The 12895-nt window shown below is 31.2% G+C and carries 10 protein-coding genes; 5 read left to right on the top strand and 5 right to left on the bottom strand.

What is annotated here, in order from left to right; genetic code table 11:
- Positions 1–3 precede the first annotated feature (3 nt).
- From OLM52_RS09930 to OLM52_RS09920, 3 genes are read left to right on the top strand one after another with little or no spacing between them, the layout of a single operon-like run.
- The gene (locus OLM52_RS09930) at positions 4–1548 is read left to right on the top strand and encodes a peptide MFS transporter (protein ID WP_264548359.1); all 1545 of its coding nucleotides are present in this window, start codon (positions 4–6) and stop codon (positions 1546–1548) included.
- A 6-nt stretch (positions 1549–1554) separates the two neighbouring features.
- Positions 1555–3303, top strand: coding sequence for a peptide MFS transporter (locus tag OLM52_RS09925; protein ID WP_264548358.1), 1749 nt, complete (start codon positions 1555–1557; stop codon positions 3301–3303).
- 52 nt (positions 3304–3355) lie between these two features.
- Positions 3356–3823: a thioredoxin family protein gene (locus tag OLM52_RS09920; protein ID WP_264548357.1), complete on the top strand. Its 468-nt coding sequence runs from the start codon at positions 3356–3358 to the stop codon at positions 3821–3823.
- A 2-nt stretch (positions 3824–3825) separates the two neighbouring features.
- Here OLM52_RS09920 and OLM52_RS09915 read toward each other — a convergent pair whose 3' ends face one another.
- From OLM52_RS09915 to surE, 3 genes are all read right to left on the bottom strand, one after another.
- The gene (locus OLM52_RS09915) at positions 3826–5766 is read right to left on the bottom strand and encodes a ComEC/Rec2 family competence protein (protein WP_264548356.1); all 1941 of its coding nucleotides are present in this window, start codon (positions 5764–5766) and stop codon (positions 3826–3828) included.
- 173 nt (positions 5767–5939) lie between these two features.
- Complete coding sequence (gene lpxB, locus OLM52_RS09910) at positions 5940–7055, bottom strand: lipid-A-disaccharide synthase (protein WP_264548355.1); 1116 nt, start codon at positions 7053–7055, stop codon at positions 5940–5942.
- A gap of 105 nt (positions 7056–7160) precedes the next feature.
- Complete coding sequence (gene surE / locus OLM52_RS09905) at positions 7161–7928, bottom strand: 5'/3'-nucleotidase SurE (protein WP_264548354.1); 768 nt, start codon at positions 7926–7928, stop codon at positions 7161–7163.
- 141 nt (positions 7929–8069) lie between these two features.
- Between surE and OLM52_RS09900 the strand changes: the two genes are divergently transcribed.
- The gene (locus OLM52_RS09900; protein WP_264548353.1) at positions 8070–10223 is read left to right on the top strand and encodes a carboxy terminal-processing peptidase; all 2154 of its coding nucleotides are present in this window, start codon (positions 8070–8072) and stop codon (positions 10221–10223) included.
- A gap of 49 nt (positions 10224–10272) precedes the next feature.
- On the opposite strand, the gene OLM52_RS09895 is transcribed toward OLM52_RS09900, so the two are convergent.
- A complete protein-coding gene (locus tag OLM52_RS09895) occupies positions 10273–10791 on the bottom strand; it encodes a hypothetical protein (RefSeq protein WP_264548352.1) in 519 nt (172 codons plus the stop codon).
- Positions 10792–10841: 50 nt separating this feature from the next.
- Between OLM52_RS09895 and OLM52_RS09890 the strand changes: the two genes are divergently transcribed.
- Complete coding sequence (locus OLM52_RS09890) at positions 10842–11636, top strand: DNA/RNA non-specific endonuclease (RefSeq protein WP_264548351.1); 795 nt, start codon at positions 10842–10844, stop codon at positions 11634–11636.
- Position 11637: 1 nt separating this feature from the next.
- Here the strand turns inward: OLM52_RS09890 and rodA are convergent, their stop codons facing one another.
- Complete coding sequence (rodA, locus tag OLM52_RS09885; RefSeq protein ID WP_264548350.1) at positions 11638–12894, bottom strand: rod shape-determining protein RodA; 1257 nt, start codon at positions 12892–12894, stop codon at positions 11638–11640.
- Position 12895: the final 1 nt, after the last annotated feature.

The raw sequence follows: 12895 nt of genomic DNA, 5'->3' as shown, positions 1-12895 counted from the left end.
ACTATGACAACACTAAAAACTTCAGGGGAAACTTTTTTTGGACATCCAAAAGGTTTATTTATTCTGTTTTTCACTGAAATGTGGGAACGGTTTTCATTTTATGGAATGAAAGCTTTATTAATTTTTTATTTAACAAAATATCATTTATTTTCAGACGATTCTGGAAACTTGTTAATCGGAAGTTACGCAGCTTTAGTATATGCAGTTCCTGTTATTGGAGGCTTTATCGCTGATAAATATTTAGGGTTCAGAAAAGCTATCATATTTGGAGGTGTAATGTTGGTTTTAGGACATTTAGGAATGGCCTATGAAGGCAACGCGGCAACACAATCGATGACTGGTGAAATAGTCAGAGATAATGCTGCTTTACAGGTTTTTTATTTTTCATTATCACTTATAATTGTTGGTGTTGGATTTTTAAAAGCAAATATTTCGTCTTTAGTTGGTGAGTTATATGTTGCTGGAGACAAACGAAGAGATTCAGGCTTTACCATTTTTTACATGGGAATTAACTTAGGTTCTTTTTTGGCGACAATTGTTTGTGCATGGTTAGGTGAAAATTATGGTTGGAGTTATGGTTTTGGAGCGGCAGGAATTGGAATGTTCTTTGGATTAATAACATTTATTTCTGGTAAAAGATTTTTAGAAGGAAAAGGTGAATCAAAAGTCCCTGAATTTTTATCTAAAAATTCATTTGGTGTTAAAAATGAATGGTTAATTTATATTGCAAGTGCTTTGTCGGCGTTGTTTTTTTGGCAAATGGTACAAAGTCATGATGCTGTTTCATGGATTTTAAAAATTGCAGGTGGTTTATCATTTCTATATATAGTTTATTATGCAGTAACTCAATTAAGTGGAAAAGAAAGAGATCAATTAATAGCTTTGACTATTTTGATTGTGTTTACAATTGTTTTTTGGGCTTTGTTTGAACAAGCTTATACTTCTTTAAATTTATTTGCAGATAGAATTTTGGATAGAAACGTATTAGGTTTTGAATTAACAGCTGGTCAGTTTTTAAGTTTTAATGCATTATTTATTATTTTATTAGCTCCAGTTTTTGCTTGGATGTGGGTCAAATTAGGAAAATATAATCCTAATACTGCCGTAAAATTTTCTCTTGCTTTAATTTTAGTTGGATTAGGTTTTGGTTCTTTAGTTTTAGGAATTAATATTTCTGAAACAGGAAAAGTAGCCGCTTTTTGGTTGATTTTAACGTATTTACTACATACTTGTGGAGAATTGAGTCTATCACCAGTAGGATTGTCTGCTGTAACTAAACTTTCACCCGTAAAAATTGTTGGATTTATGATGGGTGTTTGGTTTTTAGCAACTGCAAGTTCAGAATTTATTGCTTCTGTTTTAGCTAATATTGCTTCTATTGACACTTCAACCGGAACTGCACCAGATTTAAACTTAGCAAAACAAAGTTATTTGAAATTATTTGAATACTTATTTTACACTGGAATAGGATTCGGAATATTATTATTAATTTTATCGCCTATCATTAAAAAATTAATGCATGGTGTCGACAAAGAACTAAACAACTAATTACATATGAATACAGAAAACTCAACTGATCAATTTTTTAAAAGTACCGTTTTAGGTCACCCAAGTGGTTTATTCGTTCTGTTTTTTACCGAAATGTGGGAACGATTCTCGTTTTACGGAATGCGAGCTCTTTTGGTAATGTTCTTCACTTCAACTGCACTAAATGGTGGATGGGATTGGACTCGTGAACAAGCAATGGCTCTTTTTGGCTCTTATGTGGGACTTGTTTACCTTTCAACTATGATGGGTGGTTATTTTGCCGATAAAAAAATTGGGTATAGATGGGCTGTTGTAATTGGAGCTTTATTAATGACTCTTGGACATGGTTCTATGGCATTAGAAACTCCTTTTTTCATATATACAGGATTAATATTGTTAGTTTTTGGAAATGGATTTTTTAAACCAAATATGACTTCAATTGTATCTGAAATGTATAAGGACAGACCAGAGAAGAAAGATGGAGCATATACTATCTTTTACATGGGAGTAAACTCTGGAGCGTTCTTCGGAATTGTTCTTTGTGGTTATTTAGGAGAGCAAGTAGGTTGGAATTGGGGATTCGGTTTAGCAGGTATTTTTATGCTTTTCGGATTAATTCAATTTTGGTTATCCCAAAATATTTTTGGTGACATTGGTTTAAAACCAGTTAAAAAAGAAGTTGCATTAACAGATGAAAACAACGATAAATTAAATCCATTCCCTGTTTGGCAATTGGCTTTAATCGGTTTAATGACTATTTTAGGATTAGTTTGGATTATTTTTGAACCTGCTAAAATCATTACAAATGGGGCATTAGATGTATTTAATTTTGATGTGATGGGATTATCGGGTAATAATTTTACTATTTTAATTGCAATTTTATTATTCCTTTTTCTTTTAGTATATAGATTAATGAATTATTCTCAAATCACTAAAGAAAAAATGATTGCGGTTTCATTTTTTGCTTTCTTAACTATTTTCTTCTGGGCAATTTTTGAACAATCACCAGGGACTTTAACCATTTTTGCAAACGATTATACTAACAGAATTTTAGATGGAAATGCTGGTATGATTTTTAAAATTGTTAATGCTGCAATAGTAGTCGTTCCATTAGGAATTATTACATGGGTTTTATTATTGCTTTTCAAACAAACCTTTTCAAAATATGCTGTCGCTAATTTAGTATTAGCTTCTAGTTTTGTTATTATTTGGGGAATAGCAATTTGGATGTTAAAAAATCAATTTTCAGAAGATTCTTTAGAAGTTCCTGCCTCTTGGTTTTCATCTTTAAATTCCCTATATATTATTGCATTAGCCCCTTTGTTTTCTAAATGGTGGGAAAGTAAATACAATCCTTCAGCAAATATGAAATATGCTTTAGGAATGGTATTTTTAGCTATTGGAATGATTACTGTTGCCATTGGAGCTGATGGAATCGAACCAGGTGCAAAAACAGCTTCTGTAAGTATGATTTATTTAATTTTAGTATATCTTTTTGTAACTATGGCAGAACTTTGTATTTCTCCTGTTGGATTATCTTATGTAAGTAAATTGGTGCCAGCTAGAATGATTGCAATGATGTTTGGTATTTGGTATTTAGCTGTTGCAATTGGTATGAAAGGTGCTGCTAAATTTGGAGAAAATATAGATAAAATAGCCGATGAAAAGGGATTGAGTTATTTTTTCTGGATGTTAGCAATTGTTTCATTGGTGGTTGCAACACTTTCATTTGTTATGACACCAATTATTAAAAAATTGATGCACGGTGTAAGATAAAAAATAAAGTTGGCATCCATTTTGCTTAATTTTGTTTTATAAAATTATAAATATGAAGAAGATTTTAGTTATCGCGTTTTTAACCTTGACAAGTGTATCAATACAAGCGCAAGAAGAATTAACTTGGCATACAGATATGTCAAAAGCAACAGATATTTCGATTAAAGAAAATAAACCTTTGTTCTTGTTTTTTACTGGTTCAGACTGGTGCGGTTGGTGTATTCGTTTGCAAAAGGAAGTTTTTAAAACACCAGAATTTATTAAATGGGCAAAAGAAAGTGTTGTTTTAGTTGAGTTAGATTTTCCAAGAAGAACGCCACAAGATGAAGCGGTTAAATTGCAAAATGCACAATTACAGCAACAACTTCAAGTGAGAGGTTATCCTACAGTTTGGTTTGTAAGTGCAGCAAAAACTACCGATTCAAAAGTAAATTTAACTGCTTTAGGAAGTACGGGCTATGTTGCTGGTGGCCCTCAAGTTTGGCTAGACGGAGCCAATCAAATTATTAAGAAAAAATAATTTTATTTTATAGTATAGAATCCCTTTTCGGCAATTGCATGAAAAGGGATTTTTTCTTTTCTGCAAGTGGCTTCCCAAAGCTTACAATTATTTTTGTAATTGCTTTTATCCGCAATAATAAGTTTAGGCTTGAGTTCACCTAGTAATCGACTAAGATTGATTCTTGGATTTTGAATTAATACAATGATTTCTGGGCGAACTGAAGTTTTGTAAATTCCCAAACTATCAATAACTAAAATTCTTTTATCTTGAAAAGAAATCACATTTTGCATTGGAAAAATTCGTAGCGAATCAGAAAATGTACCTCGTGCATAATGATTTAAAGTTGTAGCATGCAGTTCAGGGGCGTCACTAAAAGCAATCACATTATTATGATTTTTGATTCCAATTAAAGTTGATTTTTCGTTGAAAATAACTAATTCGTTACTGTAATTTTCGTTCCATTTTATACTAATATAGCTCCATTGAAAAATCAAAATAGTCACTAAAATATAAGATACATTTTTAATTGTACGGTGATATAACCAATATATAAATGTAATTATAATCAAATATAATGTAAACGTGAGCCATCCTGAAAATGAAATATTTGTAATAATTCCGCTTTTAAATTGAGCAATCCAATGAATATATTTATTCATAAATTCTATTATTAAAGCTAATATTTTCCCTAAGAAAATGGCAAAATCCGGAATAACAAAATTGAAAAATAGTATGCTAATTCCACCAATTAAAACAACTGTTGAAAGCGGAATGATAAGCAAATTGGCCAATAAAAAAAGCAAAGGCAATTGATTAAAATAATACAAACTTAAAGGCAAAACGCCAATTTGGGCTGCAAAAGAAACCAAAACGGTATCTATAAAGTAAACCCCTATTTTGTGTTTTGTAAAGTAAAATTTTTTGTAGAAAGGTTGAAATAAAACAATCGATAAAACTGCACCATAACTCAACTGAAAACCAATATCGAAAATGGAATTTGGCTTTACCAATAAAATTAGAAAAGCCGATATAGCTAATGCGTTGTAAATAGCTTTTGGTTGGTTAAAATACTTTCCAATACTAATAAAACTAAATAAAGTCACTGCTCTTGTAACTGAAGCAGGTAAACCCGTAAGCAACGCAAAAAGCCATAAAATTCCTAATATAATTAGTAATTGGATTTCGCCTCCAAATCGAATTCTTTTTAGCGGCTTCAATAGGAACAGGATAAAGAAATAAATAATAGAAATATGTAATCCAGAAATCGCTAAAATATGAATGACTCCTGCATTAGAATAATCAGTAATTGTTTCTTTGTCTAATTCTAATCGCTGACCTAAAATTAAAGCGTCAATGATGGCTTTGGTTCTGGGTTCAAAATGATGTATTTCGTAACTTTTACTTAACTGATTTCTTATTTTTTCAATATAAAAGTCCAAAGTTTTATGTGTTTGAATAATTTTAACTTCATTCTCACGGCTGTATATTTGATGATAAACGTGCTGCTTTTCTAAATAGTTTGAATAATCAAATTGATAGGGATTAAACGCTTTTGGAATAGCATAAACAGTAGTGTGAAGCCAAACTTCATCACCAGAATGTAACGGTAGGCTATTGTTTTTTGGGACATAAAGTAAAATTTTCCCAGAAGAAATGGCATTATTGAAACTTAAAACGCTTATGAAGTATTTATTATATTTCAAATTTGGTTTTAGAGTGGTAGTAACGATAGCACGAATACTATTTGTTTCTTCAATTGCTTTTTTAGTATAGTGCTGAGCCGAATTAACATCAGAATGTACATAATGGCTTAGCATTCCTAGGTTAAAAACAAGTAGGTAAGTGCTAATTCCAAAATATACGTTTTGAAATAAAACTTTTTTGCTTTTCCAATACAAATAGCCAAAAAAGCAAGAATTTAAAAGTAACATCAATGCAATTTTGAGGAAAGAAAATGGCATAAGATATGACACAATAATGCCTATCGTGAAACTAATTGTGAGGGTAAGTAGGGGAAATTTTAATACTTTCAAACAAAACTGTTTTTAAAGTATTTTAAGTTTTGTAGTTGGGGACTATCTCAAATCAAAAGTATAAAAAAGGTTTGTTAATTCGTTTAAAATGAATAATATTTTTATTTTTTCATTGAATTCACAATCAATTCTGCTGTTTTTCGGCTCGCACCTTCACCACCCAAATTTTGTTTTAATTCGGCATAATTTTTAAGTAAAACGGTTCTGTTTTCTGGATTTAGAATTTTTTTCAATTCAATTTTTAAATTTTTCGTATTCAATTCTTCTTGAATGAGCTCTTTAACCACTTCTTTATCCATGATTAAATTCACCAATGAAATGTATTTCAGCGTGATAATTCGTTTCGCAATTTGATACGAAATATAACTTCCTTTATAACAAACCACTTCGGGAACATTAAATAAGGCAGTTTCTAAAGTTGCAGTTCCAGAAGTTACTAATGCGGCCTGCGAATGGCTCAACAAATCATAGGTTTTATTCGAAATAAATTTCACATTATCGCTGGTTAAAAACGGTTTATAAAATTCATATTCCTGACTTGGAGCGCCTGCAATCACAAACTGATATTCTGGAAAATCTTTCACAACAGAAAGCATGATGGAAAGCATTTTTGAAATTTCTTGCTTTCTACTTCCAGGCAAAAGTGCAATTATTGGTTTGTTAGATAAATTATTTTCGGTTCTAAAAAGGGCATCTGATATTTCAGTTCGATTCGCAATGGCATCTATTAATGGATGTCCAACAAAATGAACCGGAAAATGATGTTTTTTCTCGTAAAAATCCTTCTCAAACGGAAGAATTACATACATAAAATCCACATCGCGTTTAATAGCTTTGATACGATTTTCTTTCCAAGCCCAAATTTGAGGTGAAATATAATAATGTGTTGGAATATTTCGTTCTTTTGCCCAAGTAGCAATGCGCATATTAAAACCAGGGTAATCAATGAAAATAATTGCATCTGGTTGAAACGCCTCAATGTCTTTTTTACAAATTTTGATGTTGTTCAAAATCGTCTTTAGGTTCATGATGACTTCGATAAAACCCATAAATGCTAATTCGCGATAGTGTTTTACTAAAGTTCCGCCTACATTTTGCATTAAATCGCCACCCCAAAAACGAATTTCGGCTGTTGAATCTTTTTCATACAACGCTTTCATTAAGTTAGAGCCGTGTAAATCGCCCGAAGCTTCTCCTGCTATGATATAATATTTCATATGTTTAAATCATATTTTTTTATTGGTAACATATGTTATCACCTTTCAATTATGGTTTTTTGCTTACGCAAAATAGTTATTAAGTGGTGATTTCATATATTTTCTTTATAAATCCCACGCATTCAATTGCTGAATGGCATGATGTGCTGTTAAATCAAACTGAACGGGAACAATTGAAATATAACCATTTTCTAAAGCCCATTCGTCTGTATCAGTTCCTTTGTCTTGATTGACAAATTTACCAGTTAACCAATAATATTCTTTTCCTTGTGGATTCGTTCTTTTGTCAAATTCTTCTTGCCACATGGCTTTTGCTTGGCGACAAATTTTTATTCCTTTGATGTTTTCTTTACTTAATTTCGGAAAATTTACGTTTAAAATAACACCTTCGGGCAATCCTTTTTCTAAAACGCCCAAAGCAATTTGCTTGACATGGCTTTTTATCGGTTCAAAATCGGCATCCCAACTATAATCTAATAACGAAAATCCGATAGCAGGAATTCCTTCAATTCCGGCTTCCACAGCAGCACTCATCGTGCCAGAATAAATCACATTAATTGAAGAATTCGATCCGTGATTGATTCCAGAAACACATAAATCGGGTTTTCTTTTCAAGATTTCATTTACAGCAATTTTTACACAATCAACAGGTGTTCCGCTACAACTGTATTCTTGAGAAAGGTCTTTGTCCAAATGTACTTTTTCGAGTTTTAGAGTGTTGTTTATGGTAATTGCGTGTCCCATGGCGCTTTGTGGGCTGTCTGGAGCAACCACTACAACGTCGCCAATTTCTTTCATTACTTCAATCAAAGCTCTAATTCCAGGTGCAACAATGCTGTCGTCGTTTGTAACAAGTATGAGTGGTTTTGACATTTTAAACATTTTTTGCTAAATTAATTAATTTAAACCGAAACCCTTTTTCTGTTTTGTTATTTTTATAGATTTAACAAAAATTTATAGCAATTTGCTAACTTGTGGCATGATTTTTTGTGTAATTTAGTTGAAAATTTTTTAATGAAAAGAATTGTGGAATTTATGAAAAGAAATTATAAGGTTATTTTGCTAATAACTGCATTATCTGCAGTGTTATGGAGTTTTATTCCGAATGAAAAAAAGGAAGATCCTGAAAAAGATAAGTTGCTTTTAGAGTTGTTAACCTTCGTCTTAGAAAAGGGCCATTATAGTCCGGTGGAAATTAATGATGATTTTTCTAAGAAAGTTTATGCAAAATATTTAGATGGAATTGATCCTACTAAACGTTTCTTTTTGCAAAGCGATATTGATGAATTCAGCAAATATGAAACTCAAATAGATGATATGATTAAGAATAAAGACTTGACGTTCTTTAATATTACCAATTCACGTTTGTTACAAAGAATGGAGGAATCACGCACTATTTACAAGGATATTTTAGAAGAACCTTTTGATTTTAATGCGAATGAAAGTATTAATGTTGATTATGAAAAGCTTCCGTATGTTAAAAGCAAAAGAGAGTTGACAGATCGATGGAGAAAACAATTAAAACTACAAGCACTTTCTTCAATTACTGATAAACAAACGTTAGAAGAAGACAAGAAAGCTAAAGATGTAGCTTATCAAGTGAAATCATTTGATGAAATTGAGAAAGAAGTACGTGAAAATTCTTTGAAATCTTTAAATGAATATTTTGATTTTATTCAAGATGAATTGGATAGAAATGATTGGTTTTCAATCTTTTTAAACTCTATTGTGGAGCGATTTGATCCACATACATTCTATTTTTCACCAGAGGATAAAGAAAAATTTGATGTAAGCATGAGCGGAACATTCCAAGGAATTGGCGCTCGTTTACAAAAGAAAAATGATGCGGTTGAAGTTTCAGAACTAATTTCGGGAGGTCCAGCTTGGAGAGGAAAAGAATTAGAAGCTGGTGATTTAATTTTGAAAGTTGGACAAGGAAAAGAAGAACCAATTGATGTAGCAGGAATGCGTTTAGATGATGTAGTTAAGAAAATTAAAGGGCCAAAAGGAACCGAAGTTAGATTAACAGTAAAAAAAGTTGATGGTTCTTTAAAAGTAATTTCAATTATTAGAGATGAGGTTGAAACTGAAGAAACATTTGCAAAATCATCAGTAGTTGAAAAAGACGGAAAAAAATTCGGAATTATATATTTACCAAAATTCTATATTAGTTTTGAAAATAAACAAAATAGAGACGCATTTAAAGATGTAGCCATTGAAATTGAGCGTTTAAAAGAACAAAATGTAGACGGAATTGTAATGGATTTGCGCGATAACGGTGGAGGTTCATTAGAAACTGTGGTTAAAATGGTTGGATTATTTATTCCAGAAGGACCTGTGGTTCAAGTAAAAGCACCAGGAAGAAGTCCTGAAATTTTACCTGATCCAGATAAAAAAGTACAATATGACGGACCGCTTGTAGTAATGATTAATAATTTTTCAGCTTCGGCTTCAGAAATTTTTGCAGCTGCAATTCAGGATTATAAAAGAGGAATTGTTGTAGGAAGTAAGCATTCATATGGTAAAGGAACTGTCCAAAATGTAATTGATTTGAATCAGTTTGTGAGAGGAAGTTCGTATGGTGATTTAGGTGCTTTAAAAACTACCATCCAAAAATTTTACAGAATTAATGGTGGTTCTACACAGCGCGAAGGTGTTCAGAGTGACATTGTGTTTCCAGATCGTTTTGCATATTTAGATATGGGTGAGCGTGATGAAGAAAGTGCTTTGCCTTGGGACAAAATTGAACCAGCAAAATACAGTCCAATGAATGTTAACTACGAAAATATTATTGCAAATTCTAAACGAAGAATTGAATCAAATCCAAATTTCAAGTTAATTGACGAAAATGCGAAATGGATTTTTGAACGTAAAGATGAAAATGTATTCAGCTTGAATTTGAATGAGTTTAAAAAACAAATGAATATTGCAGATACAAAAATTAAAAAATTCAAAGCGATTTCAGATTACAACAATAAATTGAAATTTCAGTCGTTGCCAAACGAAGTAATGCTATTTGAAAAAGATACTTTGTTGAAACAAAAACGTGAGCGTTGGCATGAAGATTTGCAAAAAGATGTTTATGTGGATGAGACTTTAAATATCATCACGGAGATGAAATTAGCTTCAAAAGGTAAAGCGTTACCACAAAAAATAAGCATGAATTAATTCTTGTTCAACATAAAAAAATCCCGATTGTTTTCAATCGGGATTTTTTTTAATCTAATTCTCTTAATTTGTCTTCTGATTTTTTTAGGTCTTTTTGTAAATCTAACGTTTTATTTTGTTTCTTCAGAATTTTCTCTCTCCATTTTAATTCGTCTTCAGAAGATAGTTTTCCTTTTCTTTTCAGCTTTTCAAATTTGTCTTCATCTTTTTCTATATCTTTTTTGTTTCGCTCAATTTTATTTTTGGCTTTGTCTACATTTTTTTTGGCCTTATCTCTTTTAGCAACAGCCTTCTCAGCTTTTTTTACTTCTTTTTCTGCTTTTCTCTGTGCTCTTTCTGCGTCTTTTTGAGCTTTTTCTGCTTTTTTTAGTTCTTTTTGACGTTCTTTTTCTATTTTTTGAGCCTCTTTAATTTGTTTTTGCTCAGCTTTCATTCTTTCTTTTTCTGCTTTTTGTTGTTCAAACACTAATTTTTCTTGTTGAACTTTAACACTATCAACTACAGGTTCTTGGGCTATAGCGGCTTGCAAACTAAATAAACCTACTAAAATTAAAAATTTTATTTTCATGATTTTGGATTTTAAAATTACCTTTACAAAGGTAACAAAAACTAAGCCAAATGATAAAAATTGTAAGTTTTCTATTATTTATTGTTTTGATTTTATCATGTAAAGATGTTTCTCGTGATTTTGAAAATATCCAAATAAGGGATAAAAGCAGTAATTCTTCTGTAACAATTCCTGAAGATTTTGACTTTTATCCAACATCTACCACCAATGCTGTTTATTCAAGAGATGCATATGCTTTTTCTTACTCTGAAGCACATGAACAAAGCGAATGGGTTGCCTATGATTTAGATGCTTTTGATTTAGGAAATGCAAATTATGAACGACCTTTTTTTGTTGAAGATCCATTAGTGGAAACTGAATCTGCCGATTGGAGAAATTATAAAAAATCAGGTTATGATAAAGGTCATTTGTGCCCCGCTGGGGATAGAAAATCGAGCTATTATGCTTATAAAGAAACTTTTTTTACTTCTAATATTTCACCTCAAGATCACGATTTTAACTCGGGTGTTTGGAATCGTTTGGAAGAAAAGACAAGATATTGGGCAGAAAAATATGATGGGATTTATGTGATAACTGGAGGTATTTTAACTGACGATTTAAAAACTATTGGTAAAGAAGATGTTTCAGTCCCAAATTACTTTTATAAAATTTTATTGACTAAAGATGGTTCAAGAATGATTGCATTTTTAGTACCCCATAAAAATTCTAATACACCTTTATATGAATTTGTTACCTCTGTTGATTCAATTGAAAAAATGACAGGAATTGACTTTTTTCCAAAACTAGAAGATTCAATTGAAATCAAATTTGAAATGAATAGTAATTATAAAGATTGGAGTTTTTAAACTACCATTCATTTACTTTATTTGCATCAAGTTTTATAAAAATAAACAGTAAAATTGTAAAGGACCATAAACTTGAGCCTCCATAAGAGAAAAAGGGTAGTGGTACTCCAATGGTTGGGAACAATTTTATCAACATAGCAATATTTACAAAAAAGTGAGTAAATAAATAAGTTGCAACACAATAGCCATAAACTCTACTAAATTTCGTTTTTTGATTTTCGGCTAAATATATAATTCTTAGGAATAGGGCAACGAATAAAGCAATTACAGTAAAACTTCCTATAAAACCCCATTCTTCACCAACGGTTGTAAAAATATAATCGGTGTGTTGTTCTGGTACAAAGCCTCCTTTTGTTTGGGTACCTTCTAAATAACCTTTCCCTGTTAATCCACCAGATCCAATTGCAATCATCGATTGGTCTAAATTATAACCTTCCCGTTTCATATCTACATTATCGCCAATGAGAACATTAATACGATCCTTTTGATGGGGTTCTAAGACCGAATCGTATACATAACTCACCGAATACGTGAAAGCAGTCATAACAAGAAATAATAAACCGTAGACAATTGGGTTTCGAGTGATTTTTCTATTAAATATGTAATGAATTATCATAAAAATTGCTAATGCTATAACTACATATAAAGGTTGAATTACTAAAGAAGCAAAGAAAAGAACAATCGCTACAATACCTGAAATAAAATACCAACTTGGTAAACCTTCTCTGTTAAGCACAAAGATTAGCGAAATAAAAATCATGGCACTTCCAGCATCGGGTTGTAATAAGATTAGAAATACAGGAAGTCCCACTATAGCTAATCCTATGATTTGATGTTTTGTGAATTTGAAATTTATTTGTGAATAACTAATGTATTTTGCGAGTAATAAGCCGGTTGCAATTTTAACAAATTCTGATGGCTGAAAGCCAAACCCTCCAAATTGATACCAATTGGTTTGCCCTTTTTTAGTAACTCCAAACACAAAAAGGCCTAACAATAAAATAATACCAACGCCATAAAAAACAAAGGAAAGACGTTCGTAAATTTTTGCATCCGTAAATAAAACAATGAAAATTAATGGAATTGCTAATCCAATAAATAACATTTGACGACCATAGGTTTGGGATAAATCAAAAATTGAAGTTTCTTCTATGGGTAACGAAGCAGAATAAATAGTCATCCATCCCATTATCACTAATGCAATGTATATGAAAATCGAAATCCAATCGATACTATTTCCTATGCTTTGATTTTTCATT

The sequence above is a fragment of the Flavobacterium sp. N2820 genome (assembly GCF_025947285.1).
Taxonomy (GTDB): Bacteria; Bacteroidota; Bacteroidia; order Flavobacteriales; family Flavobacteriaceae; genus Flavobacterium.
The sequence above is the reverse complement of the archived record's forward strand: the minus strand, read 5'-3'. Positions and strand labels throughout refer to the sequence as shown.

Coding starts and splice junctions, on each gene's coding strand:
- OLM52_RS09930 (WP_264548359.1), top strand. CDS start 4: ATGACAACACTAAAAACTTCAGGGGAAACTTTTTTTGGACATCCAAAA.
- OLM52_RS09925 (WP_264548358.1), top strand. CDS start 1,555: ATGAATACAGAAAACTCAACTGATCAATTTTTTAAAAGTACCGTTTTA.
- OLM52_RS09920 (WP_264548357.1), top strand. CDS start 3,356: ATGAAGAAGATTTTAGTTATCGCGTTTTTAACCTTGACAAGTGTATCA.
- OLM52_RS09915 (WP_264548356.1), bottom strand. CDS start 5,766: ATGCCATTTTCTTTCCTCAAAATTGCATTGATGTTACTTTTAAATTCT.
- lpxB (WP_264548355.1), bottom strand. CDS start 7,055: ATGAAATATTATATCATAGCAGGAGAAGCTTCGGGCGATTTACACGGC.
- surE (WP_264548354.1), bottom strand. CDS start 7,928: ATGTCAAAACCACTCATACTTGTTACAAACGACGACAGCATTGTTGCA.
- OLM52_RS09900 (WP_264548353.1), top strand. CDS start 8,070: ATGAAAAGAATTGTGGAATTTATGAAAAGAAATTATAAGGTTATTTTG.
- OLM52_RS09895 (WP_264548352.1), bottom strand. CDS start 10,791: ATGAAAATAAAATTTTTAATTTTAGTAGGTTTATTTAGTTTGCAAGCC.
- OLM52_RS09890 (WP_264548351.1), top strand. CDS start 10,842: ATGATAAAAATTGTAAGTTTTCTATTATTTATTGTTTTGATTTTATCA.
- rodA (WP_264548350.1), bottom strand. CDS start 12,894: ATGAAAAATCAAAGCATAGGAAATAGTATCGATTGGATTTCGATTTTC.